Source organism: Streptosporangium sp. NBC_01755, assembly GCF_035917995.1.
Classification (GTDB): domain Bacteria; phylum Actinomycetota; class Actinomycetes; order Streptosporangiales; family Streptosporangiaceae; genus Streptosporangium.
Window position 1 is genome coordinate 5939809 of sequence record NZ_CP109131.1, and the last position, 26411, is coordinate 5966219.

The following is a 26411-nucleotide window of genomic DNA, read 5'->3' on the forward strand; positions in this document are numbered from 1 at the left end:
ACCGCATTCAGGGTATGGCGGTGACCGGCGGTGACCGGCACCGTTCTCGTCGCCCGCCTGGACAACGCGGGCGACGTCCTGCTGGCGGGGCCTGCGATCCGCGCGGTGGCCGCGGGCGCGCGGGAGGTCGTGCTGCTGGCCGGCCCGCGAGGCCGGCCCGCGGGCGAGTTGCTGCCTGGGGTGTCGCGGGTGCTGGAGTGGCGCGCGCCGTGGATCGACCCCACCGCACCGCCGGCGACCGGCCCGCACGTTCTGAGACTGCTGCGGACCATCAGGGACACGGCCCCCGAGCAGGCACTGATCCTCACCTCGTTCCAGCAGTCCCCGCTGCCACTGGCACTTATCCTCCGGCTGGCGGGTACGCCGAGCATCGCCGCGATCTCCACCGACGACCCGGGCTCGCTGCTCGACGTACGGCACGTCGTCGACGAGGACGTGGACGTGCCGGAGAGCGAGCGGATGCTCGGACTGGCCAGGGCGGCGGGGTTCGAGCTCCCGCCGGGAGATCCGGGGGATCTCGCCGTACGGCACCCGCTGCCCGAGGTCGGCCACCTCACCGGGCCGCGGGGCTACGTGGTCGTGCACCCAGGTGCCTCGATCCCCGCCAGGGCGTGGCCCGCGGAGAGCTGGGCGCGCGCGGTTCGGGACCTCGTCCGCTCGGGCCGCAGGGTCGTCGTGACCGGTGGCCGGGAGGAGTGCGGGCTCACCGCGCGGATCGCCGCCGGCGCCGGGCTGCACGGCCTGTCGCCAGGCTCCGTCTTCGCGGGCGACTGGATGGGTGGCGGACTCGCCGGCCTGCGCGGCTGGAGGTTGGACGAATCGGCCTTCACCGCCGGCTGGGTCGACGGGACGTGCGCCGCGACGAGCGGCCGGAGCTGGAACGATCCCCCGGCCCCGTACGACGGGCGGCCGGGCGTGCAGGTGGGAAGGGCGGTCGTCGACCTGGGCGGCCGGACCACCTTTCCCGAGCTCGCCGCGGTGCTCGCCGGGGCGTGCGCCATGGTCGTCGCCGACACGGGGCCCGCCCACCTCGCGGCGGCGGTCGGCACGCCGGTCGTCAGCCTGTTCGCCCCCCTGGCCCCCGTCGGCCGCTGGGCGCCGTACGGCGTGCCGGTTGTGATCCTCGGCGACCAGCAGGCCCCCTGCCGGGTGACACCGGCGGGGACCTGCGCCGTCGCCGGTCACCCGTGCCTGTCGTCGGTGCCGGGCACGTGGGTCGTCGAGGCGGTCGACCGCCTGACGTCCATGAAGGAGGCGGTCACTTGAGAACCGCTCCGGCCTCCGTGAAGGAGGCGGTCGTGTGCCCCCTCCAGGTACCGGGACACGTGACTCTCCCCGAGACCCTCGGCGACGCCGGCGAGGGAGGGCGGGGTGTCCCCGCCGCCGCCGAGGCGGCGGCGGACCGGCCGGTCATGGTGGTGCTGCGCGGGCTGGGTCTCGGTGACCTGCTCACCGCGGTCCCCGCCCTGCGCGCCCTGCGCCGCTCCCATCCCGGCCATCGGATCGTGCTGGCCGCGCCCTCCGTGCTGGCGCCCCTGGTGCCGTTGATCGGCGGGGTGGACGAGGTGTGCGACGTGTCGGGGCCCGGTCACGTCCCGCCGCTCGGCCGGCGCGTCGACGTCGCCGTCAACCTGCACGGCGGCGGCCCGCACGGCATCGCCGCGCTCCACCGCACCGGCCCGGCCCGGCTGCTGACCCACTCCCACCCCGCCTTCCCCGGTGTGCGCGGACCGGCCTGGCAGGACGGTGTGCACGAGGTGCGACGCTGGTGCGACCTGCTCGCCTGGTACGGCATCACGGCCGATCCCGCCGACCTGGGGCTCCGGCGCCCCGGCTCCCGCGAGGAGGAGGCCCGGCCCGTCGTCATCCACCCCGGGGCCGGGTATCCGGCCAGGCGCTGGCCGCCGGAGCGGTTCGCGCTCGTGGCCGCGGAACTGCGGAGGAACGGGCACGAGGTCGTGGTCACCGGGAGCGCGAGGGAGCGGGACCTCGCCGAGCGGGTGGCCATGCTCGCCGGGCTGCCGCCTTCGTGCGTGCTCGCCGGGCGCACCGGGCTGTGCGAACTGGCCGCGCTGGTGGCGAGGGCCAGGCTGGTGGTCTGCGGGGACACCGGCGTGACCCATCTGGCGGCCGCGTTCGCCACTCCCTCCGTGGCGCTGTTCGGCCCCGTCGCGCCCGCCGTGTGGGGGCCTCCGCAGGCGGGACCGCACGTCGTCCTGTGGGCAGGGGGCCACGGAGACCCGCACGCCTACCGGCCCGATCCGGGTCTTCTGGAGATCGGCGTCAGGGACGTCCTCGGCGCCGCGGCGCGGCTGCTGGAGGCGGCACCCCGGGCGTGGCGCGGGTCAGGCCTGGCCGTGGGCGTCGGCGCGGACCAGGCGCAGGAAGGCCTTGAGCCCGGTGATGACCTCGTGGTTGTCGGTGAGACCGTCCACGGTGTCCTCGAAACGCCGGGCGAGCCCGGTGATCCGGCGTTCCAGGGCCTCGTCGCCGTTTCGCAGGTCGGCGCCGAGCGTTCCGACGTCGTCCCGGAGCTGCTCGGCTGACCTGGTCAGCGCGGTCACCTCGGTGGCCAGGTCGTCCACCCTGGCGACGAGCGAGACGATGTCCTCGCGGGGGTGGTGGGCCTCCCTCATCAGCGTGGTGACCCGCTCGCGCATGTGGGACAGGTAGGCGCCCGCCGGCCGGAAGCAGGTGCTCAGCAGGTAGAACCCGGCGAAGTAGTAGCCCACGAAGGCGCCGGACAGGTAGGTGATGACGGCCAGGAGCACCGCGGAGACGAGGTGGCCGCCGATGGCGAACCGGCGCATCCGCCCGGCGATCTCCAGCGCCTCGGCCTCGTGCCCCTCGGGCACCTCGATGCCGCGCTCCCTGGACACGTGGATCTCGTGGACCACCTGGCGCGCCCCGAAGTAGAGGTTCCACGGCAGGGTGAGGAGCACGATCAACCAGATGAGGCTGATCGCGCCGAGCCCGAGCGACAGGAACGTGGAGAGCGGGACGTCGGCGTACACGAGCAGCCACGCCGCGACCACCGTGCTGACGAGCGCGACCAGGAAAATCCACCATTTCATGACTTGAGTATTTCGAGGATCGTGGAGCCGGGGGAGAGCGCGTGCACTCAGCCGCGCCTGAGCACTCCTACTCGGATCCCGCGGTGTTCTGGACCGTACGCGGTCAGGCGGGGCTGACGGAGCGATCGACGCTGCCGGGGGCCAGCACGTGTTCGATGACCATGACGGCGGCGCCGATCACGCCCGCGCGGTCGCCCAGCTTGCTGGCGGTGATCGTCAGGTGCTGGGTGGCCAGCGGCAGCGACCGGCTGTAGATGACCTCGCGAAGACCCGCGAGCACCTGCTCCCCGGCCTCGGAGATGTCGCCGCCGACCACGATCACCGAGGGGTTGAAGAAGTTGACGATCGAGGCGAGCACGTCACCGACCTCGCGGCCCGCCTGCCGGATGAGCTGGACGGCCTGGGTGTTGCCGCCGCGCACCAGGCGGACCACGTCGCGGCTGTCCTCGGCCGTCACCCCGGCCGCGCACAGCCTGGCCGAGATGGCGGCGCCGCTGGCGACGGCCTCCAGGCAGCCGACGTTGCCGCAGCGGCAGACGATGTCGAGGGCCGAGGCCACCTGGATGTGGCCGATGTCGCCCGCCGCGCCCTGGGCGCCCCGGTGCAGGCGGCGGTCGCTGATGATGCCGCAGCCGATGCCGGTGCCGATCTTGACGAAGATGAGGTGGTCGGCCTCGGGGCGGGCGGCCCAGTGCTCGCCCAGCGCCATGATGTTCACGTCGTTGTCGACGAGGACGGGTGCGCCGAGGCGCGAGCCGAGCCATTCGGGGACGGGGAAACCGTCCCAGCCCGGCATTATCGGCGGGTTGACCGGGCGTCCCGAGCTGTGCTCGACCGGGCCGGGAAGGCCGACGCCGATGCCGCAGATCTCGTCCGGGCGGTGGCCGGTCTCGGCGAGCATCTCCTCGAAGGTGTGCTGGAGCCAGCCGAGCGTCTTCTCGGGGCCACGGTCTATCGGCGTCTCAGCGTCGGGCGTCCCCGCCCGTCGCGCCGGGTGTCCGCCCGAGGCGCCTGAAGAAGGCGGCCACCGCGTAGGGGTCGACGGGGTCGGTGAGCAGGTCCAGCATCTCCTGCCTCCGCTCCGGGGCGACCTTGAACGGATGGCCGAACACGTGCGGGCCCTCCCCGTCGCTCAGCAGCCGGGTCAGCATCAGGTCTCCCGGCAGCGCCTGCCCGGAGAGCAGCTCGTCGGCCAGCGTCACCCGCTCCCCGCCCCCGCCCCCGTCCCCTTCTCCGGCGGCGGCGGCCACGGTGATCTCGTTCCCGGAGACGTCGAGCACCTCCCACAGGCGCAGCGGTGTCCGCCGCCATGACTCCAGCAGCTCCAGCTCGTCGTCGCGCAGCCACTCGGAGCGCGCGTCCAGGAACTCGCCGACGACGTCGTTCTCGAACAGCGCCAGGTCGGCCAGGGCGGGCTCGGCCACCCGGACGCTCAGCGCGACCAGATCCTCGATCAGCCGCCTGCGGGCCGGACGGTAGGCGTACGCGAGCAGCTGCCGGTAGAGGTGCGCGGCGCGCTCGGGCAGCGAGGCGCCGGGGTCGGTGCGGCACGCGGCGTACTCGGCCGCGTCGCGCACGGCCGGAGCCAGTCCGGGGGAGAGGGAGAGCACCTCGGAGATCAGTCCGGACGCCTCGAACGAGCGGCCCTCGCCCTCGGCCGACCTGGCGATCAGCAGCAGCGCGGCCGGTTCGGCGCGGGGCAGTGCCTCGACCGGTGCCGGGCCGAGCGGCTCGCGCTCCACCTCGTCGGCGATCCTCGCGAGCACCGTCTCGGAGCGGGACAGGTAGGTGACGGCCTTGGAGAGGTCGGCACCCTCGCCGTAGGTGCGCAGCGCGCTGCGCACCAGGGCCAGCCTGATGATGTCCAGAGGCGCCAGGTCGGCGACCGACGCCGTGTCCCACGGCGCGCCCACGATGCCCACGCGGCCGTCCCGCACCTCCAGCGAGGCGTTGCTCAGCAGCGGGGCCAGCGGCGGCAGCGGGTCGGCGAAGGTCTCGGGGGCCTTCATCAGCAGCTCCAGGACCACGACGTCGACCGGCACGCCGGGACTGGGTTCCAGCCCCTCGGCGAAGGCGCGCAGCGCGTCGAGCGCCTGCTCCCCGAACTCCTGGGCGACCCGCATCACCCGCTCCGCCGGAACGTCGTCGAGTTCGACGGCCGAGAGCTCCAGGACGCCGTCGCGCAGGCGCAGCGCGATCACCTGCTCGGGCTCCAGCCCGGCCAGCCAGCCGTCGGGTCCGGTCAGGGCGGGCTCTCCGGTGTCGAGGGAGGTCAGCACCCGGCCGCCCCCGGCCAGCGGCACCCCGTCGCCGTCGGCCAGCCGAGCCCACAGCCGCAGGTCGTCGGAGGCCGGCAGCACCCCGCTCGTCAGCTCGGCCCGGGTGACGAGATGCGTCAGCACCGCGCCCTCGCTCAGCCGCAGAAGGTCGCTCATCACCCCATTGTTCTCGACGTCCGGGCATGGCGACGCCGCCCTCCCCTCCACGAGGTCGCACAGGCCCGTGGAGGGGAGGACGGCGGGGGCGGCGGACCGGCTTGGTCTCGGGACACCTCCCCGGGGTCCGCTCGGGATGTGTGAGCCCCGGGGCTCACACCTCCCCGGTGTGTTCCCGGCCGGACTCGATCGAGTCCGGCCGGGCAGAGCCTTACGGCCTGGTCAGGCCGAGGGTGTAGGAGCCGGAGCCGCTGTAGGCGTGCACCCGTACGCGGTAGGTGCCTGCGGTGTCGCTGTAGGTGAAGGCCTCATCGGGGTTGGGGGAGGTCCCGCTGGCCACGGTCGTCCAGGACGTCAGATCCGCTGATAATGGCACCGGTCAGGGCTCGGAGACACCGCGCCGGGCGTCCCGGGAGGCGATGAGCCTTTCCAGTCGTGCTGTCAGGGAGGGCGCGCTCGGACGATTGTCGATCTCGTCGTGTGGCACGACGGGTGGTTCGTCCACCCTGATGGCCCGCAGGTAGTCCTCGAAGCGGCCGAGCTTGCCCGCGTCCCTGGCGAGCCCCCTGGCCTCCAGCCGGGAGCGCAGCGCCGCACTGTCCGAGCGGACCCAGAGGAGGTGTACGGGCGGCCCGCCCAGTCGCCCGACCCAGCGTTCCCAAACCGTCGCGTCGTGTACCTGGGTGGTGAAGGGGCCTTCCAGCATCACCGGGCAGCCGTGCGAGCGGATCTGCCTGGCGACCTCGGTCAGCCCGTCGTATTCGTACCTCTTGATGTGCTGGTCGTACCAGGGCCCCTCACGTTCCCCGTCGTCGCGGCCGTGGGCGCGGAGGGTGGCGGCGACGAAGCCGCCGTAGACGGTGTCCTTGTCGAGCAGCGCGGGAGGTGGGTCGAGCAGCGCCAGCAGCGCCGCCGCGACCGTCGACTTCCCCGCTCCCGGGGGCCCGCTCACCACCCAGAGCGGCGCCGCTTCGTCCGCGCCCACGTCGTTCTCAGCCCTTCCAGGCTCTGGCCACGCGCTCCGTGACGGCGGGAGCCTGGGCGAGGCCGGCATGGAAGGCGGGGCGCCACAGGGCGGGATCGAGGACGTTGACGCCGAACACGGCGACCGGCGCCTCGTCGGGGACGATGTGGGCGACCGCGGCGTCCCCCAGCTCCCCCAGCTCGGCCGGCTCGGCCTCGAAACGCGCCCTCGGCGAGACGTGCGCCAGCGGTTCCAGGATGATCACGGCCGGGCTGCCCGCCGCCAGGTCGGCGTTCCCCGCCTCCCAGGCGATGCCCGCCACACCTCCGCCACCCAGCATCAGTGTTCTTGTCATGTGGCCTATTCTTACCCGAACATCCCTCTGGAGCCGAGGGGAGGGCGGGCGCCGTCCCTGGAGTGGGCGGGCGCCGTCTCTGGAGTGGGCGGGCGCCGCCTCCGTGAACGTCATGCTCCCGCCCGGCAACCTCAATGTAGGTTGAGGTCAAGGTAGACTGCCGCATGCTCAACAATCCGGAGATAACCGTCGGCCAGCTCTCCTCGCGCAGTGGGGTCGCGGTCTCCGCACTGCACTTCTACGAGTCCAAGGGACTGATCCGCAGCCGCCGCACCGCGGGCAACCAGCGCCGCTTCTCCCGTGACACGCTGCGCAGGATCGCCTTCATCCGGGTCTCCCAGCGTGTCGGGATCCCGCTTCGGACGATCCAGGAGGCGCTGTCCGCCCTCCCCGACGGGCGGACCCCCACCAGGGAGGACTGGGCGAGACTCTCGGGGATGTGGCAGGACGAGCTTGACGACCGCATCAGGCAGCTCGAACGTCTCCGGCATGGGCTGACCGAGTGCATCGCCTGTGGCTGCCTCTCGCTGGACCGCTGCGCGCTGGCCAACCCCGACGACGTGGCCGCGGCGAGAGGGCCGGGCTCGCGTCTGATGATCGCTCCCCGCCGGGAGTGCGCCACCGGCTGCGAGCCGGAGTAGATCCGGGCTCCGGTGCAGAACCACGGGGCACCGGAAGTCGGTACGGCCCCGCCCATGCCCCGGACGGGCGTGGGCGGGGCCGTACCGCTTCCGCCGTTCCGGTGGGCGATTCACGGTGTAAGCGTTACCTGTCGTCCTATACGTTGTTTGCGGATATACCCAGCGAAGGCATCTCGGTCCGGGCATTTCGGCTGAGCCAGAGCCGCAGAGTCTCCGCCTGAAGGACCTGGTGGTCTCCGCCTTCAGGATGAAGTGAGGCGTCAGCGGGGACGGAGCCGCCTGGCAGACCTTATTGTGAGAGAAATCGACCGTCCGGGGGAGAGCATGGCGATCTCAGACGGGTTGCGCGACCCTCAGGACGGGATCGGGCGCCCATCGGAAACCGGTGGCGCCGACGCTCCGAACGAGATCGGCGACGCCGACGCGCTGAAGGATGAGGCCGCCGAGAGGTCCGGCATCCACGGCTGGCTCGACGGGATCAGGTCCACCCGCGCGGGACGTCTCACCCTGAAGATCGTCATCGGTGCCATCGGCGCCGTGCTGGTCATCGGCGGCCTCGTCATGGTGCCCTTCCCCGGTCCCGGCTGGCTGGTCGTCTTCGCGGGGCTGGCGGTGCTGGCCACCGAGTTCCACTGGGCACACCGGCTGCTGGAGTTCGGCAAGCGGACCCTGTCCGCATGGACGGCCTGGATGGGCCGCCAGGGCTGGAGCGTCAAGGTCCTGGTCGTGTTCGTCGCCGCGGTGACCGCCACCGCCATCGTCTACTACGGCCTCAAGCTCAGCCTCGACCTCGACCTGATCATCGAGGCTCAGAAGCTCCTCACCCGATAGCACGCCCGGCTCCGACGCCGGGCGGCACCGGACCCCGCTCGTGCGCACAAGCCCGGCGGGCGACCGGCGACGAAGCGGGAAGACCGATCCGTGAGGGTCGGGGCCACCGGCTTCAGCCGTACGGAGAGCCACCCCGAAAGCCCTTGTCCCGAACCTGCCCGGCTCCGATGCCTGGTCTGACGGCGGCGACGGCGCCGCTCTGACCGGCGATGACACGGTATGTACGGGAAGCGAGATCGGCGCTCCCGGGAGTTTTACCCGGACTCGGTCACCTCGTTATCTTCCAAGGATGTGACTCTCCGTAGTGTCGCCACGTCCGATCCGCAGGGACGGGTCGGCAGAGACGAATAAGGAGAGTGACGTTCGATGCGCGCCCTGTCCTCGATGTTGGTCCTGGCGGCCGCCGGAGCCGTCGCCCTGACCGGCACCCCCGCCCACGCCGATGACGTCAACCTGTCCGCGAGGGTGCAGCCCGGCGAGGAGGTCTTCCTCACGCCCGAGCTCGTCCCCGGGAACCAGTACAACGGGAACGTGCTGGTCAAGCTGGACAACAACAGCGTTCCCGTCAAGGTCAAGGTCAGCAACTGCCGCGGCCGGTACATCGGGACGGTGCCGATCGCCGCCAACGACCATGCCCCGTACGTCGCCGCCAGCACCCCCCAGCCCGCCCAGTGCATCCGCTACCGGGTGAAGAACGTGGGCGACACGCCGGCTGCCATCACGGGCACCGGTTACTTCTAACCCGACCGGAATAAGCGGAGCGGGAGCGCCCTGGAGGGCGTTCCCGCTCCGTTTTGCTTGTTACGAGGGCGAGTGGGAGCACCGGGGAAAACGTCTGCTCCGGCCGGCAGAGGGTCTCCTGACATCGGAGTGGCGTCCGAGGTCAGGAGGAGCCCCCGAGCCTTGCCCGTGTCGTCGAACAGCCGCAGGCGGACATCCCCCGGAGTTCACCGAGGCCCTCCGCTCCTACCTGAGTTCGCCGAGGCCCTCCGCCCCTACCTGAACGTCCTGGATGTGGCTGTTCTGCCGGGCTGTGATGAGGATGGTGTGATGTCGATGCAGCCGCGTCCGTGGCCTGAGATCCCGGAGATGACGGCACGGGTGCCCTCTCTGCCAGACTGCTGGGAGAAACAGATGTATGACTCCTTTTACTATGAAGCAGGGCGCCGTTTTAACAGGGCAAAACAGCGCCAAACCAACCTGAGTCCGCCCGAATCCTGCGCGTTGACGCGTGCCTGATCATGAGGATGCATAGGGTGATCACGTGCCTGCCACGCTGAGTGCCACGAAGACCCGGGCCGCACTGCGCACCTCGGCGCGCATCTCCGCGGAGATGCTGCTGGTCCTGCTGATGAGCGCGGTGGTCCTGTGGATCATGGGCCAAATGTGGTCCGTGGTCTGGCCGCTCGTGGTCGCCCTGCTGCTCACCACGCTGACCTGGCCGGTGACCCGTCTCCTGCGCCGGTACGGCTGGCCTCCCGCCCTGGCCGCGTCGGCCGTGACCCTGCTGTTCCTCCTGGTCGCCGCGGGCATCGTGGTGCTGATCGTCGTGCCCGTCACGTCACAGTCCGGAGCGCTGGCCACCGGCGTGGTCGACGGCATCAAGCAGGTGCGCGAATGGGCCGCCGGGCCGCCGCTGAACATCGGCAACGAGCAGGTCACCAGCGTGCTCGACAGCGCGATCGCCCGCATCCAGGACAGCGTCGGCAGCATCGTCACCGCCACCGTGACCGGGGTGGGCGCCGTCGCCAACGGCTTGATCACCACCGTCCTCGCGGTCTTCCTGATGTTCTTCTTCCTCAAGGACGGCCCGCGGTTCCTGCCGTGGCTGACCAGCCAGCTCCCCGGCCGCCTCGCCGTGGACGTGCCGACCGTGGCCGCACGCGGCTGGGACACCCTCGGCGCGTTTGTCCGCTCCCAGGCGTTCGTCGGCCTGCTCGATGCCGTCTTCATCGGCCTCGGCCTGTGGATCGTGGGTGTGCCGCTGGTGCTCCCGCTGGCGGTCCTGACCTTCGTGACGGCGTTCGTGCCCATCGTCGGCGCCCTGTTCGCCGGCCTCGTCGCCGTGCTCATCACGTTGGTGTCGAACGGCCCGACGGACGCGCTGATCGTGCTGGCCATCATCGTCGCGGTCCAGCAGCTGGAGGGCAACGTGTTCCAGCCGATGGTGCAGAGCCGTGGCCTGGGCCTGCACGCGGGGGTGATCCTGCTCGCGGTGACGCTGGGCGGCAGTCTGGCCGGCATCGTGGGCAGCCTGCTCGCCGTACCGGTCGCCGCCCTGATCGCCGTGGTCTGGAACTACCTGCGCGAACAGCTCAGCGACCCGCCCCGGGGGCCCGAGACCGACGCGGCCGTACCGCCCCGGGAGCCCGAGACCGACGCGGCCGTACCGCCCCGGGAGCCCGAAACCGACGCGGCCGTACCGGCGCAGGAGCCCGCCTGATTCAAGGGCCGTCTCACTTTCTCACGTCCGTCACGGTTGACCATGTGCGTGCTGATCCTCTCGGTTAACGCATTGCGGTCACTCGCCGAGGCCACGAGATCCTGTGTATCCACCCGCAGACCGTCCGCCACCGCCTCCGCCAGGCCACCGAACTCTTCGCCGACCGGCTCGGCACCTCCGGCGACCGCTTCGAGCCGGAAATCGTCCTCCGCGTCCGCGTCGCCGGCCTCCGTACGGGACTGACACGGTTTCATCCTCAGGGCAGCCAGAGGTCGGGGCCGAGGTGTTTCAGGCTTTCCCGGCTTTCCCGGTGATTGGGTAACGCCCGCTCGACGATCCGCCAGAACTCCGCGGAGTGGTCCGGTCGCTTCAGATGAGCCAGCTCATGCACCAGCACGTAGTCGACCAGGTCCGGGGTGAGCTGCATGGCGGCCCAGTGGATGTTGACGTGGCCCGTGTGGGAACAGGAACCCCAGCGGTAGCCGAGAGGGAGCACCCGGAGCCCGGCGACCGTGACTCCCAGTGCCTCCGCCCAGGGCACCACGCGCTTGAGCAACCAGGGTTCGCCCACCCGGCGGTACCAGCGGACGATGTGCCCGGCCGGATCGTCCAGGCAGTCACGCCGGAGCTCAAGCCTGCCCCGGAGCAGCCGCACGGGCATCGGCGCGGAGTGGACAAGCAGAAGCCGGTAGCTGCGCCCCAGGTAGAGAAAACCCTCACCGCTCAGATAGGCGTGGGGCGGACGCGCCGGGCCGAGCGCGGCGCGTTCGGCCAGTTTGCCGTAGAGCCAGCGCCGGCGTGATCGTACGATCCTGGCGAGCTCGTCCGGCCCGATCCGAGGTGGGACCGTCGCGGTCACCGAGGCGTCACGTTCCACGGTGAGCCGCACGCTCCTCCGCCGGGAACTGATCTCGACGGCGATGTCGAGATCGTCGACGCGGAACGTCCCTGGAAAGTCACTCACGTCGGGAAGCCTGTCACGGTCGGCCGATGCGGTCGCGGTTGGCACGGATCACCTCGAAGATCCGTGAACCGAGGTCGGCGGCGCCGTCGGGCGGGCAGATGTCCTTGATCACCAGCATGACCGCGATCCGCTTGGTGAGGGCGGTCTGGTCCACCGTCTTGCGCCAGAAGTCGCGACGGCTCGTCTCCTCGGCGGCCAGACGGCGAAGGTCACGGGCGATGCCGGCCACCCGCTCGCCGAGATCCGGATCGGCCAGGCCGTCGCTCGCCCTCTCCGCGAGCAGCACCCCGTACAGCGCGCTCTCCACCGGGCTGAGGTCGTGTGGACGAGGGCTCCGGTCGTCGCGTAGCTCGGAGACCAGCTCGCCCAGCGCCAGGACCTGCTGCTCCCAGTTCTCCCGGTAGTCGGCGAGGATCTCCTCCAGCCGCTCGCTGAGCCGCCTGTAGCGGGCGGGATCCTCGTCGAAGTGGACGGTGACGTGGTGGCGGACGGCGTGCTCCATCTCCGATGCCTTCGCCCGAGGACCGGCCAGGGCGGCGACCTTCTCGCCGAAGTCGGCGGCGGTCAGGGAGACGGGAGGGAGGAGCTGCTCGACGCCGAGAGACTCCAGGTGCCGGTCGATCAACTCCCGGACCTTCGCGCCGTACAGGCTCGGGTCGAACTCGTCGTCGATCCGGTAGCGGCGCCGGGCGCGCAGCTTGATCTCGGCGAACAGCCGGGCGTCCTCGATGTACGGCTTGGCCTCGGGGGCGGGCATCACGCTGTTGAGCGTGGTCAGGAACCGGCCGAGCTCGACCTCGAACCGGTCACGCAGCCGTGGGTCCTCCAGCACCGCCACACACTCCTCGATCACCGCCTCCCCGCCCTCCAGGCGCACGCCGCGACCGGTGAACAGCAGCCGCAGCCGCCGGGCCTGCGGGCCGAGCTTGGCGATCTCGTCGCGGATGTCCTTCAGCACGGCCTCGACGTCGACCTCGTCGTACGCGGCCAGGGCCTCCTTCAGATGGGCGCCGACACCGTGGTAGTCGACCACGTAACCGCAGCTCTTGCCCGGCGCCGTCCGGTTGACCCGGGCGACGGCCTGCAACAGCCCGGCGTCCCTGAGCGACCGGTCCAGATACATGACCTGCTCGACGGGGGCGTCGAAGCCGGTCAGCAGCATCGCGTTCACGATGACGAACGCCACCGGCGGCAGCCCGCCGCCGAAGGGCGAGGTGAAGGCCGCGATCGCCGCCCTGTGTCCGACCGGATTCGTCCACGGGCTGAGCTCGGCCTCGTTCTCCGCCGCTCCGGGGGAGATGATCGGGACGAACTCCATCTCCCTGATCAGCTTCAGGTGCTCGCGGGCCCGGACCAGGAACGCGGTGCGCCGGTCACGGATGCCCTCCGGGTCGGTGTCCGCCAGGTGTGGCGGCACTGCCTCGATCTGGGTGACGAGCTCCCGCCGTGCCGTCTCCAGGGCCTCGCGGTAACGCACGGTCGCAGTCCGATCCTCCGCCACCAGCTGCGCCTTGAACCCGTCGGGTAACACCGTGCCGACGTAGTGCCGCAGCATGCTCCGTGCCTTGTCGGCGATCAGCCGCTCGGCCCCCATGACGTCGGCCCTGGTGGCGTGGCGCCGCTGCACCTCCTCACGCTGCTCGTCGGTGAGGTCGAACATGTCCTCGAAGACCTCGTCGAGGTCACGGCCGTCGCGGACCGCGCCCGTGACCGTGTGCCCCTCGTAGAAGATCGGCACGATCACGCCGTCCTCCTCGGCGTCCCGCAGGAGATAGCGGTCGATGAACCGGACGAAGGTCTTCATGGTGGTCTGGCGGGCCTTGGTCTCCTTCACGATCGGCGTGCCGGTGAAGCCGATCCGCGCGCAGTTGGGCAGTGCGGCCATGAGGTTGGTGTGCAGCGCCGACCCGTGCGAGCGGTGCGCCTCGTCGACCAGGACCACGATCGACTCGTCGGAGTTGAGCAGGCCGAGTGAAGGCGGCCTGCTTTCGGTGAGCACGCCTCGCTCACGGGCCGCCTTGCGCGCCTCCAGATCGTGCTGCTTCTGGATCATCACGAAGACGATCCCCGGACCTCGCGCACTCAACAGCCGCTTGGCGGCCTTCACGGTCCTCGCGGTTTTGATCTCCTCGCCGGTCAGCTCCATCGTCCGGGCGAGCTGGGTCTGGAGCTGCTCCCGATCGGTGATCACGACGACCTTGGTGTCCTCAAGACCGGGGGTGGTGCGCAGCTTGCGGACCAGGAATGTCATCGTCAGGCTCTTGCCGGAGCCCTGGGTGTGCCAGATGATGCCGCCACGCTCGTCACGCTCGCCGTTCTGCGGCTTGGTCTGCCCGGTCAGCAGGCCCGCGACGGTCTTGCCCACCGCGCGGAACTGCTGGTAACGCGGCGCGGCCTTGACGGTCTTCCCGGCCTCGTCCGTCTTGAAGGTGACATAGTTGCGCACGACGTCCAGCAGCCGGTGCGGGTGCAGCAGGGCGGCGGCGAGGATCTCCTGAGGGCGGGGTGTCTTCCCGGCCAGGTCGGCTTTCAAGGCCTCCCGCGTCACCGGGTAGGGGTCGCGCCAGGGTACGTAGTGCTCGGGCTCGGCGGTGAAGGTGCCGAGCCTGGCGTCCTCGCCGGAGGCCGCCACGGTGAGCTGCACGGTGTGGAACAGGCCGGGGTGACCCTTTCCCACGTTGCCCGCGCCGCGTTCGGCATAGCGCCTGAGCTGGCCCACCGCCGTGAGCGTGGCGTCACCGCCCGGCTTCTTGCACTCGACGACCACGAGCGGGATGCCGTTCACGAACAGCACCAGGTCGGGGATGATCCACCGCCTTGCCTGGGTGCCGGGTACGTCGAGCCGGAACTGCGAGACCACGGTGAAGTCGTTGCGCTCCGGCTCGGCCCAGTCGATGTAGCGCACCGGCCGCTCACGCTCGCTCCGCCACTCCGGGAGTCCGTCCGACGTCGTGCCCGCGATCAGCAGCCCGGTCGCCCGCATGCTGGCCTCCAGCAGGCTGGGCGCCGTGATCCGGGTCAGCTCCCCGGCGGCGGTGGACACCCGCCGGTCGTCCAGCCACAGTCCGTTGTCGGGGCCGGGGTTGAGCTCGCGGAGCGCCCCGCGGAGCCGGTCGAGGAGGAAGACCTCCGCGAAGGACGACCTGCCGCTCGCCGAGGGGTCGCGGGCGACTGCCGATCCCGCCGCTCCGTCCAGATGCCTCCAGCCCATGGAGACCAGTTGCCTGATGAGGGGCTCCTCCGACTGCGTGAACTCCGGCCCTGCCACCTGGTCCACCCCTTCCCGGATCAGCGGCCCACATTAGTCAGGTCCGCTGTCGTTTGGGGTGTTGTCGGCGGCGTTACCGGGTCAGACCGGATCCGCGGAGGGCTCGGCTCGTTCCGGCTGCCGGGCACGCAGGATCTCACGTACCCGGGCCACGTCGTGGGCGGCGGTGGCCGGGGTCTCGACGGGGCAGTAGGTGTAGGTCCGGTGGCCGATCCGGTCCACCTCACCCGTCCACCAGCGGTAGCAGCGTCCGTCGGTCAGCACGAGCAGATCGGTCCAGACGCTGACCAACGCCACCCCGAACCCCGCGTGCACGTCGGCGGGCACCCACAGGCCTTCCAACGCTCCCCGCAGGCGCTCGGCGGCTCTTACGGCCGGTGAGGTTCCCCCCGTACGACAGCCACCGATGGTGTGGGATCACGAGGTTGCGTCTGAGGGCTTGTAGAGCTCTTCGAACGCGATTGGACTGTTCATGTCGATGCTGGAATGACGCCTATACGGGTTATACCAGCACTCGATCCATTCAAACATCGCGCTGGCCAACTAGGCTCTTGTTGACCATTTATTAACGTCGAGCAGTTCGAGCTGCATCGTTCCCCAGAACGATTCCATCATGGCATTGTCGTAGCAATCTCCGACGGTTCCCATCGAGCCGAGGAGTTCAGCATCGCGGAGCCGTTTCCCATACGAGAACGATGTGTACTGTGTTCCGTGGTCAGAATGCAGGACCGTCTTCTTGCTGGGCGGGTTACGGCGGGCGACGGCCATGACCATCGCGTCGACGACCAGAGCGCTAGTCTGGCTTATGTCGATAGAATGGCCGATGATGCGACGAGAATAGGCGTCCATGACAGCGGCGCAATACAGTTTCCCTTCGTCAGTGGGGTGCTCGGTGATGTCGCTGACCCACAGCCGGTCCGGCGCTTCCACGGTGAAGGCCCGGCGGACCAGATCCTCCTCGGTGGCGGCGTTGACGAGGTTGCGGCGGCCCTTGCGCCGGTAGATGCCCTGGATGCCGGCCTCGCGCATGAGCCGTTCGACGTGCTTGCGGTTGATCTCCAGGTCCAGGCCGAGCGTCAGCTCCGCGTGGACCCGCGGTGAGCCGTAGCTGTAACGTGACGTCTTATGGATGTCACGGATCAGCTTCAATAGTTCGGTGTTTCTTTGGTCGCGTGGAGACTGCGGCCGGCCAACCCAGTCTTTGTAGCCCGATCTGGAAATGTTCAACACCCGGCAGGCCACCGCGACAGGAAAGTCATCATCGGCGAGTTCACGGACCAGCGCGTACCCTATTTTGGGAGCACGTTCTCCCGGGCGAAATACGCAGCAGCCCGCTTGAGGATCTCATTCTCCAGCTCAAGCTGCCGGGTTCGACGCCGCAGATCGGAGAGTTCCTTCTTCTCCGCGCTGGTCAGCTTCGCGCCGCCGTTGTCATCGGTGTCGGCCTGGCGCATCCAACTCCGCAGACAGGAATCGCTGATACCCAGGTCTTTAGCAAGGACAGAGACCGGTTTATCACCCTTACGGGCAAGCTCGACGGCACGCTGACGGAACTCGATCGGGTGAGGTGCAGGCACGAAGCACTTCCTTCCCAGCCGACACAGGGTCAACTCAGGTGAGGTGGCCGTGCTACGGGGGGAAGCTCAGAGCCCGCCCATGGCGGCGGCCAGCTCACGCGCCGCCTGGTGAGGTCCCGCGTCAGGCGCGAGATCCATGAGCACGGCGCCCCTACCTCCGGCGCCAGGGAGGTGACCTTGTACATGCTCATCCAGGAGGCCCACCGTTCCACGCGTCCGTCCCGGCTCGTGATCAGCACGGTTCCGTACGGGGTGGTCGGCGGTCGCACCCAGTCCGTGCCGTCCTCCAGGGTGCGGTCCTCCCCCGAGAGCACGCGCGGGTCGTCGGCGTTGTCGATGACGAGCAGCCAGGGCGTCGATCGGGAGTTCAGGGCGCGCCAGAGCACATCGGACGGATGCGCGTGGTCGAAGTCCGAGTCCAGCGCCCCCGCGTCGAAGGCGACCGCGTGGAGCGCGGCCCGCGTGCCGTCCGGACTGCCGGCCCGCACCCACCACGTCTTGGTGCCTCTCTCCGCGGCGCCGTGAGCGAGTGTCTGGACGATCGTGGTCTTTCCCACCCCGCCCATTCCGTGAACGAGAACCACCCGCGGGCGCCGTGCGGGGGTCCAGATGAGCCCGTCGATCTCCGACAGCAGGTCGTCGCGACCTCGAAGCCTGGCCGCGAAGGCCCGTCGCTGCGGTACGGCGAGGGGTGGTGCGGAGGAGGCCACCGATCGTGCCTGTGCGGCTCCGACGAACGTGTTGTACTGCACCCCGCTCCGTTGGACCGCCTGCTGTGCACTCCCCGCCGCCTCGGCGTGCTGGCTCTCGCCGGGCCGCATCATCGTCCTTGAGGTCAGTCGCGCTTGAAGGTATTGGTCTGGACGCCGGTGTACTGGACGGCCTGCTGAGCGTCTCCCTCGGTGTGGGCGTGCTGGCCGCCGCTGACACTCTCGATGTCGACGGTGGGAGCGAACTCCGCGATGAGCGAACGTGTTTCCTCGGCGGCGACAGGGTCACCAGCCATCGCCTCCGCGAGCAGTGCGGAGATGCGCTCCCGCTGTGCCGCCACGATCATGGGACGGTCGGTGCTTGAGGCTTGAAGGATCGCTTCGCGCACCTTGTCCATCACCTCACCCTGGATGACCTCCTGCCGGTCGTCACCACGACCGAGGACGCGTGCGACGCGGTCACGGAGGGACTGCCACGCGTCGCTCGCGACACTGCTGACGATCGCCGTCGCGCCCGCCGAGGCGAGGGCGGCGAGCAGTTCAGTGGAGGCCATGGCGACACTCCCACCTTGAAGGATGGCGGACTCGCGTTGTGGAGATCATCAGAGGAAAGAGGCGGCAGGTTCCGGAGGAGAAGATGCCTGCCCTCATATGACGGATCGGTAGATCGGACTCTCCAGCATCGGCACGGACCTCTCAATCAGTTCATCGGATAGCTCCGCGTATCTGGTGACCAAGGCTGGACTGTCCACAAGCCTGGCCTCCCTGACGCGTGCGGTGGCCTCGTCGTAGATCAGCGCGACCACCCGGGTGTCGTCGTACAACACGTAATCCGATATTCCCGAATCTGACAAGAGTTGCTGGATGTCACGGGAGTTGATGAACCGTATGTCCTCCCCGCACTCGATGTCCGCCAGGTAGGCCGGGATCTCGTAGTTGACGAGATAGGAGCTCAGCGGGAGGTCGCATATCCGGATGCGGACCATGGATATGTCTCGCTGTCTTGCCAGGGTGTAGATCTCCTCCTGCCCCCTCACCATCTCCTGGACCAGCTTCCTGGCGGTGGCAAAATCACCGTTTTTGAAGGCCTGATAGCCCTCGAAGTCGGACTCGTCGTATTCCTGGAGCCTCTCTACCTTCACCCATCGCGATCGGAGCTCGTTGAAAAACCTCCCGAAATCATCCACATGGCCGTCCGTAGTGGAGAGCCCGGTGGATTCAGCCGGGGGATAGATCTTCAATGCCCATGCTCCTTCTGGTCGATCGTGCCTGCCGTGCTCTGAGCGGCCGAAGCGGCGGATGGGTCGGATTCGCGTGCCGGCGTTCCTGGTCCGGTTTCCTGCTGGAGACTGGCTATTCCAGGGGGATGTTCTCGCGGGCCTTGACCAGCACGTGTCGTGGCAGGACCACGATGGCCTCACCCGGGTCCAGGAAGGCGTCCTGGGGAAGCAGTGGTTCGAGCTCGGTCGTGCGCTCCAGTCCGATGATCGCGAAGTCGCCGCTTTCCAACTCCCAGATGTCGGGGCAGTTGTTCGCCCCGGCGCTTCCATTGCCGCCGCCGTCTCCGTGAGGATGAGGGCCGATACGACGTACGAACATGCTTCCCCTCCGATTATCTGTTCGATGTGCGGGGGTAGGAATGGCTTCCGTATTTTGTCATCAGGAAAGGCTGTGGTCAACATTGGGATGAATAGCACAAAGACATATTTAGGTATCCTTATGATCCATTCCTGTCTTGTCGGACGATCGAAGGAGCATGTCACTCACGCTGGCGTGGAGAGGGCTGCTCTTACCATTGCGAACTTCAGCGTGTAGCAGGTTGGTTACGGTATTCCGGTCATGGATGATGGTTCGCGAGTGACGTACGGTCCGGTGAGGCTCGTTGCGGGATTGGCTGCAACGGGGCTGAATGTTTTTCTGGGACCAAGGGCTGCGACGGCCTCCGATGTCGTGGTGCAGAAGGGGGGTCCTCGTGCTTGGGGCGGGTCCGCGCCGCGTCGGCCGTTGCCGCGGGGTGTTTCCCTCCGGCGCCGGAGGCGTGACGGATTCCTCTTCACAGTCCGGCCTCATGGCGCTACGGTGTGTAGCGACTCGAACACGGAGTCGTATGGAGCGGCCCTGGTCGTCCTGGAGTCTGGATCACTTCGGTGACGGCGGTGTGGTCGGGCGTAGTCGAAGGAGAGCGCGATGCCCCCAGCGCGTGAGCTTGACCCAGGTATGAGCCCGCTGACGTTCTTCGGTGCGGAACTCCGGCGCTATCGCACCGAGAAAGGATGGTCCCAGGAGAAACTGGCCGAGCAGATCAACTACTCACTCAGCCTGGTCGGCATGATCGAAAATGCCAGGCGAGTTCCGTCACGCGACTTCGCAACCCGGTGCGACGAGGTCCTGGAGACAGGCGGGGCACTGATGCGCCTGTGGCCACTGCTCAGCCGGGAGGCGTATCCGATGTGGTTCCGGCCGTTCGTGGAGATCGAACGCGAGGCGACAAGCCTAAAGGGCTATGAGCCCCTGGTGCTTCCGGGGTTACTCCAGATCGAGGATTACGCCAGGGCTATGCTCATCGGAGGGCGTCCTGGAGACACCCCTGAACAGATCGACGAGATGGTGGCTGCGAGGCTCGAACGACAGGCGGTTCTTGAGCGGAGTGATCCTCCGGTGTTCTGGGTTGTTCTCGATGAAGGAGTGCTGCATCGGGCAATTGGTGGACCGCAGGTCATGCAGAGGCAGATCGAACACCTCATAAAACTTGGTAAGCATCCTCGGATCACGATTCAGGTCGTGCCGAAGGAGACAGTAGCCCACCCAGGGCTTGCTGGTGCTTTCGTCATTGCGGGTTTCCGAAACGGGCCGGATGCCGTTTACTTGGAGACGGCGGCACACGGCCACATCGTCCAGCGTCGTGAGGACGTTGAGACTGTCACATACGTGTTCGATGCCCTCCGCGCGGAGGCACTACCGCAGAGGGCATCGCTGGAGCTCATAGCGAGGATGATCGCATAATGGATCTGACCGGGGCCGAATGGCGGAAGTCCAGCCGAAGCAGCACCAACGGTGGGAATTGTGTGGAAGTGGCTAGCAACCTGCCCGGTGTCATTGCTGTACGCGACAGCAAAAATCCCAATGGTTCAGCACTCATTTTCAGTCGATCCGAATGGGGGATGTTCCTCAAGGAGATCAAAGAAGGTGGGTTTGAAGTTTGATCGAGGTTAACTTAGCTGTTTGCTCGAACTTTGCCCGTTAGTAGATCCTTCATGAGGCCTTGCTTGATCAACATGAGCTGTTTTAGCTGCTTCTTCTCGGTCGTTACTTTTGCGCTGTGCGCTTCAAGTGCGTTGACCAGCCGCTTCTGAACTTCCAAAGATGGGACGGGGATGGGCATAGATTTCAGCTGAGTGGAATTTATGGTTGCGAGATTGGTGGTTTGCTTGGCAATACTGAGGAAGTATCGCTTCCCGTGGTGTGATGAGGTATAAGCTGACAGGAATTCCGGAATAAGGCGAGATTGGTCGCACCGAACCCGGAAAATGTGATTTTGGGAGATGCACTCAGAAATTCGGGCGTCCCACACGGCGCCACGCCCGAGCTTGTCGAAGTCTCCGCCCTCTGTCAGTAGAACATCCCCCTTTAAAAGTAGATATTTGGTTAGCTCGTTGCGCATTATGCGTATAGTTTTAACTTCCCTGGTGTCTATGTGTCCATCTTGAACATTGGCAACCCTTAGATAGGGTACTTGGATAGATTCTGTGCCGTGAGGTTCTGAACCAAGGGTAACTCCGCTTCTTATTTCCGCTATTGCGGATAGCGGGAGCAGGGATCTTGAATTCTGTGCAGACCATAGGAATGTTTCTATTTCTCTATGCTTAATTCCTGTGTTTATCCTCTCAAGTTTGGCTATGATGCGCTCTGTTGCTGAGATTCTCGCATCGATTGACTCAAAGATATTTAAAATATTTTGCTGTTCTCTTTTTGATGGAATATCGATGCTTAGTCGAGAGAGCATGTCGATGGGGAGGCGACCGGTCCCATGTCCGGCTTCATCGACCATACCTAGAACCTGGCTTGAGTGTGTTTTGAGAGCAAGTCCGAGGAACGTGCCGTCGATTTCTGGTCTGGGAATGATGGCCTTACAGTCTTGTCCAAAAGATAGTTCGCGTTGCGTTACGCCAACGCGAAACTCGGTCTTAAGGCTCATGCCGCGCACAACGAAGAGGACCGCCCCCTTTGGGGCCATTCGCGTTCCTGACCTAGCGCCGAGCGACGTGATCCGCCGCTCCGAGTCACGGATGTAAAAGTCTTTTAGGCTTGCTGCGCTGATCCATGGGATATCTCCTCCCCAGTAGCTGGGGTTGTCTGTGGAAGGTGTGCCACCGGACATCCAGGTTCCGCATTCCAACAGCGGCATGGAAGTCCAGCCCTCAGGAAGTTCACGCATAGTTGAGCTCCTTGAGGTGGGCGTCCAAACGGGTAGTGGCGGCTGTTCGGGAGGCTTCGAGGTCGCGGAGGGTGACCGCGTATTTGTCGCCCCATATACGATAAACATTGGTGCTTATCCGACGGCGGACGGAGACCTTGTCCTCCAGACGCCGCCTCAGGCCGTTCTCGAAGATTTGAAGAACCAGGTCCCGTTCCGCGTCGATGTCGAGCAGGCGGACCGCCGCCGACAGTTGCTCGACGAAGACATTCTCCAGCCGGCGGATCCTGCCTCGGACCATGGACAGCTCCGCCTTCAGCTTCTTCAGCTCAGCAGCGCTGATCGTCTCCTCGGGCTCCTCGGCGTCATCGTCACCCGGCGTCGCTATGGCGGCCTTGATCTGGGCGTCCAGTTCCGTCCGGCGCGACTCCTCGTCCTCCAGGGCGCTCAGATAGTCGGGAATCACCAGCGCGACCATGGGATGCTGCCGGGCCTTGCGGCGTTCGGCGGCTACGCGCTGCTTGTCCCCGGGGGTGTTGTCGTCATCGCCGGCGAAAGCGCTTGCGGTAGTCGACAACCAACTCTCCACCACGCCGCCGAAGCCGTTTTGAGCCAGGGTCCGCATGTCGAACTGGACGCCGCTCCACCAGGAGGCGGTCACCCCCGCCAGCTCGAACCGGTCGAGCACGCCCAGCGGTCCCAGTTCGGTCACGAACAGGTCCAGCAGCTCGGTCCGGGCCTTCATCGGGTGACCGCTCTCCGGCAACGCGACCACGATCTCGGAATGCTTTCTCCACCACTCGTCGAACGCCTCGCCGAACCGTCTCTCCACCGGGGAGGCCAGCTCCGGAATCCGGGCCGCCGCCGCCTCCCAGCCCTCCGGGGGGAAGTCGTAGTAGTCGGCGTCCCGCTCGACGAACAGTTTCGCCACATCGATGCCGAGCGCGTCGAACAGCGGGCGCCGATCGCGGACCTCGGACTTGGGCACCCCGCCGTGCAGGTGGGCCCGGACGTCCTGCGGCTCCGGCGGGGGAGTGTTGTCCACGTAGCGCCGGATGTTGAGGTTGAACTCGCTCTCCCGCAACTCCTCGATGTCCACCACCCGGGCGAAGCCGGGAATGTCCCGGTAGCCGGTGAAGGTGGAGACGATCTTTTCGGCGTGCTCGGGGTCCAGGTAGTTCTGCGCGCGGCCGGAGGTGTATTCGCGGTCGGCGTTGATGAACAGGACCTTGCCACGACGCTCGGGGTCGCGCTGGGCGCTGCCGCGCAGGATCAGCACGCAGGCCGGGATGCCGGTGCCGTAGAAGAGGTTCGGGGCGAGGCCGATCACGGCCTCCAGCCGGTCGTCCTCGATGATCCCCTGGCGGATCCTCTTCTCATCGCCGCCCCGGAACAGCACCCCGTGCGGCATGACCACCGCGCCGACACCGTTCGGCGCGAGCACCGCCAGCACGTGCTGGGCGAACATCAGGTCGGCCTTCTTGCCGCTCTCCGGCGCCCAGCCGTACTTCTCGAAACGCTCCCGGTGCTCCATGCCGGTCTTCTCGTAGTTCTGCGAGAAGGGCGGATTCGTCAGGACGCGGTCGAACTGGATGAGGTGGCCGTCGTCGGTGACGTGCAGCGGTCGGGCCAGGGTGTCGTCGTTTTTTAGATCGGCGTTGAGGATGCCGTGCAGGATCATGTTCATCTTCGCGACGGCCCAGGTGTTGCCGTTGTACTCCTGCCCGTACAGCGACAGATCGCGAGGGTCGCCCCCGTGCTCCTCGACGTACTCCAGCGCGTGGATCAGCATGCCGCCCGACCCCACGCACGGGTCGTAGATCCGCATTCCCTGCCGAGGCCTGACCAACTGGGTCAGCATCCGGACCACGCCGCGCGGGGTGTAGAACTCGCCGCCCTTCTTGCCGGCCGAGTCGGCGAACTCGCCGATCAGGAACTCGTACGCCGCGCCGAGGAGATCGGGGAACTCGAAGTCGGCGTTGCGCAGCCGATAGCGGTTGAAGTGGTCGATCAGCTGCTGGAGCTTCCTGTCGCTCAGCGCCGCCGCACCGCTGCGGCGGCTGAAGTCGATGTGTCCGAGCACGCCGCGCAGAGCGTCGGTGTTCTCCTCCTCAAGCCTCTCCAGGGCGGTGTTGAGCATCTCACCGAGATGGGAGGCGCGGGACTTGTCTCTGATCCACTTCCAGCGGGACTCCGGCGGCACATAGAAGTCACGCGGGTAGAAGAACGGCTTGTCGGCCATCTCCGCCGCTCGTTCCGGGGAAACGCCCTCGGCCATCCGGTCTTCGATCACCTTCTCGCGGACCGCGTCGAACTGGTCGGAACATCGTTTCAGGAACAACATCCCGAAGATGTAGTCCTTGAACTCCGAGGCGTCCATCTTGCCCCTGAGGATGTCAGCCGCCCCGAACAGATGGCGCTCCAGTTGCGGGAGCGTCAGCTTGGCCACGTGGTGAGTCCTTCCTAGCAGGTAGTACGCGATGCGAGGCTAGTCCTTTTGGCGGACATTTATGACTTTTCACTGCCATGAGGTCCAGCCCAATCCGGCCATCGCCGGGTGCCCCCAGTGTGCCCGGCGGACACGGATCGTGACGGGACATTCTCGGATCGTGACCAGCCCTGTTAGAATGGATCGAGTTTTATTGCGTTCTGTGTAGGTTTTCTCCGCAGAACCTCCTAATATGGAAGTAGGACCCGTGCTAGGGGGCTTTCCATGCTCTTGAGATTCAGAGCGGCCAACCACAGGTCGTTCCGCGACGAGTTCGAACTGCACCTGACCGCCAGCAAGTTCAACCAAGGCTCAGGCCGCCTGGTGGGCCTGCCGGAGGAGCCTGATCTCTCGTACGTTCCGTCAAGCGTGATCTACGGCGCGAACGGATCGGGCAAGTCCAATGTGATCGAGGCCATGCGCTGGATGCAGCAGGCCGTGCTCCACTCCGTCGATCGGTGGTCGGCTGACTCGGTGGCCGACGACTGGCGGCGGCGCAGCCCGGTGCCGCGCGAGGCGTTCATGCTCGATCTCGAAGCGCGCCTGCGCCCCTCGTACTACGAGGCAGACTTCGTCCTCGACGGCGACCGCTACGTCTACGGATTCGAGGTCTCCGACGAGCGGGTGGAGGCCGAGTGGCTGCACGCCTATCCGGGTGGCCAGGCGCGCAGGCAGGTCTGGTTCGAGCGGCAGGCCGATGCCGCCGAGCCGTTCCGGTTTCCCGGTGAGGGGATGAAGGGGGCGAAGGAGAGTCTGGTCCCCCGGACGAAGGCCACCGCGCTCTTCCTCACCGTCGCCGCCGACTACAACCATCCACAGCTCTCCCCGCTCCGCGACTGGTTCGGGAAGAACTTCTGGTGGGTCAGCATGGGCCACGACCAGCAGGCGCGGCGCGACTTCACCGGGACGATGCTCCGCGATCCGGTGCGCAGGCGGCAGATCGTGGCGCTGCTGAAGGTGGCCGACCTCGGGATCTGCGGTGCGGAGGTCGACTTCGAGCTGGGCGAGCCGCGCATCCGCCTCATCCACGAGGGGGAGTCGGGGCCGGTCCCGATGGACTTCCACGACGAGTCGGCGGGCACCCAGTCGTGGTTCGCGTTCATCGGTCCCATGCTGGAGGCGCTCGACACCGGGGCGCTCCTGCTCGTCGACGAGCTGGACGCGTGCCTGCATCCCCTGCTGGCCGCCGAGGTGGTGCGGACCTTCCGCAGCGAGGAGGCCAATCCCCGGCACGCCCAGTTCGTGGCCACCGTGCACGACACCACCCTGATCAGCGGTCTGCACCCCCAGCAACCCCTGGACCGGGATCAGGTATGGATCACGGAGAAGGGAGCCGGAGGCCGCTCGGAGCTCTACCCGCTCACCGACGCACGGCCCCGCAAGGGCGAGCCGCTGGCCCGGCGCTACCTGTCCGGCGCCTACGGAGGCATCCCCCGAGTGCACAGCGGGGACGTCGCGGACACGATCGCCTACGTGCCGGACGACGAGGCGCGTGCCGAGCCACAGGGGTGTAGCGCGTGAGCCGTCGCAACGCCGTTCCCGGGAAGGACGTGCACCCGGGGCGCAAGCTGGGAACCAACCGGTCTCAGCAGACCCTGTACGTCGTGTGCGAGGGAGAGACCGAGGGCGACTATCTCAAGCTGCTGGAAGCGAGTTTCGGCAAGACGATGCGTTTCCACGTCATCCCCTACACCAGGCCGGAGGGATTCAAGCCCACGGGAGCGGTTGAACGCGCCATCAAGGTGCGGAAAGGCCTCTATCGAGGTGATCGCGAGAATGTCTGGGTCATGTTCGACCGTGACGAGCACCCCGATGTCGAGTCTGCAGCCGTTCTCGCCAGGAAGAACCAGATCAAGGTCGCCTTCTCCCATCCCTCCTTTGACCTGTGGCTCTGGCTGCACTTCGCTCCCGGGCGCCCCACCCCCCAGGGGGATAGCAGTGCCTTCCTGGTCTCCAAGCTCCAGGGGACCGCCGGATTCGAAGACTACGCTCCGAAGAAGGACAAGCGGCTCCTCTCTCCGGTCCGCCAGGCCGCGCTCTCGGCCAACCTCGGTCAGGCGATCAAGCTGGCCAGGAAGCTGGACGCGGGCTGTGAGAGCGGCCTGTGCGATCCGGACCGCCGCGTCGCGGACGGCAGGCGGGAGCCGCACCACGAGAGTTGTCCGATCCTGAAAAGGGATCCCTCCACCGGGGTCTACGTCATGCTGGAAAGCCTCGGCTTCACCACCGCCTAACCCGGAGAGCCCC

26 protein-coding genes are annotated in these 26411 nt (G+C 67.5%); 10 read left to right on the forward strand and 16 right to left on the reverse strand.

The annotated features are described in order from the left end of the window. Positions 1 to 30: 30 nt before the first annotated feature. Both OG884_RS28290 and OG884_RS28295 read left to right on the forward strand, forming a co-directional pair. Positions 31 to 1266, forward strand: coding sequence for a glycosyltransferase family 9 protein (locus OG884_RS28290; RefSeq protein ID WP_326637860.1), 1236 nt, complete (start codon positions 31 to 33; stop codon positions 1264 to 1266). Next, on the forward strand, positions 1263 to 2546 hold the full coding sequence (locus OG884_RS28295; RefSeq protein WP_326637863.1) for a glycosyltransferase family 9 protein: 1284 nt from the start codon (positions 1263 to 1265) through the stop codon (positions 2544 to 2546). Before OG884_RS28290 ends, OG884_RS28295 begins: the two co-directional genes overlap by 4 nt. 631 nt (positions 2547 to 3177) lie before the next feature. On the opposite strand, the gene OG884_RS28300 is transcribed toward OG884_RS28295, so the two are convergent. From OG884_RS28300 to OG884_RS28320, 5 genes are all read right to left on the reverse strand, one after another. Beyond that, positions 3178 to 3975 (reverse strand): ROK family protein, encoded by a 798-nt coding sequence (locus OG884_RS28300; RefSeq protein ID WP_442811540.1) that lies wholly within the window; start codon positions 3973 to 3975, stop codon positions 3178 to 3180. 61 nt (positions 3976 to 4036) lie between these two features. Next, positions 4037 to 5509 carry a hypothetical protein gene (locus tag OG884_RS28305; RefSeq protein ID WP_326637865.1) on the reverse strand — a complete coding sequence of 491 codons (1473 nt, stop codon included), beginning with the start codon at positions 5507 to 5509 and terminating at the stop codon, positions 4037 to 4039. Between the two features lie 211 nt (positions 5510 to 5720). After that, complete coding sequence (locus OG884_RS28310; protein ID WP_326637867.1) at positions 5721 to 5849, reverse strand: hypothetical protein; 129 nt, start codon at positions 5847 to 5849, stop codon at positions 5721 to 5723. A gap of 39 nt (positions 5850 to 5888) precedes the next feature. Continuing rightward, entirely contained in the window at positions 5889 to 6494 is a 606-nt protein-coding gene (locus OG884_RS28315; protein ID WP_326637869.1) for an AAA family ATPase, read from the reverse strand. Positions 6495 to 6501: 7 nt separating this feature from the next. Continuing rightward, a complete protein-coding gene (locus tag OG884_RS28320) occupies positions 6502 to 6828 on the reverse strand; it encodes a hypothetical protein (RefSeq protein ID WP_326637870.1) in 327 nt (108 codons plus the stop codon). A 164-nt stretch (positions 6829 to 6992) separates the two neighbouring features. On the opposite strand from OG884_RS28320, the gene soxR reads away from it, so the two are divergent. The 4 genes from soxR to OG884_RS28340 all read left to right on the forward strand — a co-directional run bounded on the left by soxR (position 6993) and on the right by OG884_RS28340 (position 10743). Next, positions 6993 to 7469: a redox-sensitive transcriptional activator SoxR gene (soxR, locus tag OG884_RS28325; RefSeq protein ID WP_326637871.1), complete on the forward strand. Its 477-nt coding sequence runs from the start codon at positions 6993 to 6995 to the stop codon at positions 7467 to 7469. 324 nt (positions 7470 to 7793) lie between these two features. Continuing rightward, a complete protein-coding gene (locus tag OG884_RS28330; protein WP_326637873.1) occupies positions 7794 to 8300 on the forward strand; it encodes a TIGR02611 family protein in 507 nt (168 codons plus the stop codon). Between the two features lie 366 nt (positions 8301 to 8666). Beyond that, positions 8667 to 9041: a hypothetical protein gene (locus tag OG884_RS28335; protein WP_326637875.1), complete on the forward strand. Its 375-nt coding sequence runs from the start codon at positions 8667 to 8669 to the stop codon at positions 9039 to 9041. A 523-nt stretch (positions 9042 to 9564) separates the two neighbouring features. After that, a complete protein-coding gene (locus OG884_RS28340; protein WP_326637878.1) occupies positions 9565 to 10743 on the forward strand; it encodes an AI-2E family transporter in 1179 nt (392 codons plus the stop codon). 256 nt (positions 10744 to 10999) lie between these two features. Here the strand turns inward: OG884_RS28340 and OG884_RS28345 are convergent, their stop codons facing one another. From OG884_RS28345 to OG884_RS28385, 9 genes are all read right to left on the reverse strand, one after another. Continuing rightward, positions 11000 to 11707: a M48 family metallopeptidase gene (locus OG884_RS28345; protein ID WP_326637880.1), complete on the reverse strand. Its 708-nt coding sequence runs from the start codon at positions 11705 to 11707 to the stop codon at positions 11000 to 11002. Positions 11708 to 11720: 13 nt separating this feature from the next. Next, complete coding sequence (locus tag OG884_RS28350) at positions 11721 to 14975, reverse strand: type I restriction endonuclease subunit R (RefSeq protein WP_326637882.1); 3255 nt, start codon at positions 14973 to 14975, stop codon at positions 11721 to 11723. A gap of 81 nt (positions 14976 to 15056) precedes the next feature. Next, positions 15057 to 15317 (reverse strand): hypothetical protein, encoded by a 261-nt coding sequence (locus tag OG884_RS28355; protein WP_326637884.1) that lies wholly within the window; start codon positions 15315 to 15317, stop codon positions 15057 to 15059. A 201-nt stretch (positions 15318 to 15518) separates the two neighbouring features. Then, positions 15519 to 16217 (reverse strand): IS3 family transposase, encoded by a 699-nt coding sequence (locus OG884_RS28360; protein ID WP_326637886.1) that lies wholly within the window; start codon positions 16215 to 16217, stop codon positions 15519 to 15521. Positions 16218 to 16264: 47 nt separating this feature from the next. Continuing rightward, positions 16265 to 16552, reverse strand: a complete 288-nt coding sequence (locus OG884_RS28365; RefSeq protein WP_326637890.1) for a transposase — start codon at positions 16550 to 16552, stop codon at positions 16265 to 16267. Between the two features lie 29 nt (positions 16553 to 16581). Then, positions 16582 to 17376, reverse strand: coding sequence for an AAA family ATPase (locus OG884_RS28370; protein ID WP_326637892.1), 795 nt, complete (start codon positions 17374 to 17376; stop codon positions 16582 to 16584). A gap of 11 nt (positions 17377 to 17387) precedes the next feature. After that, the gene (locus tag OG884_RS28375) at positions 17388 to 17816 is read right to left on the reverse strand and encodes a hypothetical protein (protein ID WP_326637894.1); all 429 of its coding nucleotides are present in this window, start codon (positions 17814 to 17816) and stop codon (positions 17388 to 17390) included. 93 nt (positions 17817 to 17909) lie between these two features. Beyond that, complete coding sequence (locus OG884_RS28380; RefSeq protein WP_326637895.1) at positions 17910 to 18503, reverse strand: DUF6879 family protein; 594 nt, start codon at positions 18501 to 18503, stop codon at positions 17910 to 17912. A gap of 112 nt (positions 18504 to 18615) precedes the next feature. Then, entirely contained in the window at positions 18616 to 18861 is a 246-nt protein-coding gene (locus tag OG884_RS28385; RefSeq protein WP_326637897.1) for a hypothetical protein, read from the reverse strand. Positions 18862 to 19449: 588 nt separating this feature from the next. On the opposite strand from OG884_RS28385, the gene OG884_RS28390 reads away from it, so the two are divergent. Both OG884_RS28390 and OG884_RS28395 read left to right on the forward strand, forming a co-directional pair. After that, positions 19450 to 20265, forward strand: a complete 816-nt coding sequence (locus OG884_RS28390; RefSeq protein WP_326637899.1) for a helix-turn-helix domain-containing protein — start codon at positions 19450 to 19452, stop codon at positions 20263 to 20265. Further along, the gene (locus OG884_RS28395; protein WP_326637901.1) at positions 20265 to 20465 is read left to right on the forward strand and encodes a DUF397 domain-containing protein; all 201 of its coding nucleotides are present in this window, start codon (positions 20265 to 20267) and stop codon (positions 20463 to 20465) included. Before OG884_RS28390 ends, OG884_RS28395 begins: the two co-directional genes overlap by 1 nt. Positions 20466 to 20476: 11 nt before the next feature. Here OG884_RS28395 and OG884_RS28400 read toward each other — a convergent pair whose 3' ends face one another. After that, positions 20477 to 21697 (reverse strand): restriction endonuclease subunit S, encoded by a 1221-nt coding sequence (locus OG884_RS28400; RefSeq protein ID WP_326637903.1) that lies wholly within the window; start codon positions 21695 to 21697, stop codon positions 20477 to 20479. Beyond that, positions 21690 to 24125 carry a type I restriction-modification system subunit M gene (locus OG884_RS28405; RefSeq protein ID WP_326637905.1) on the reverse strand — a complete coding sequence of 812 codons (2436 nt, stop codon included), beginning with the start codon at positions 24123 to 24125 and terminating at the stop codon, positions 21690 to 21692. Before OG884_RS28405 ends, OG884_RS28400 begins: the two co-directional genes overlap by 8 nt. Positions 24126 to 24389: 264 nt before the next feature. On the opposite strand from OG884_RS28405, the gene OG884_RS28410 reads away from it, so the two are divergent. Both OG884_RS28410 and OG884_RS28415 read left to right on the forward strand, forming a co-directional pair. Beyond that, positions 24390 to 25685 carry an AAA family ATPase gene (locus tag OG884_RS28410; RefSeq protein ID WP_326637907.1) on the forward strand — a complete coding sequence of 432 codons (1296 nt, stop codon included), beginning with the start codon at positions 24390 to 24392 and terminating at the stop codon, positions 25683 to 25685. After that, positions 25682 to 26398: an RloB family protein gene (locus OG884_RS28415; protein ID WP_326637908.1), complete on the forward strand. Its 717-nt coding sequence runs from the start codon at positions 25682 to 25684 to the stop codon at positions 26396 to 26398. Before OG884_RS28410 ends, OG884_RS28415 begins: the two co-directional genes overlap by 4 nt. Positions 26399 to 26411 lie beyond the last annotated feature (13 nt).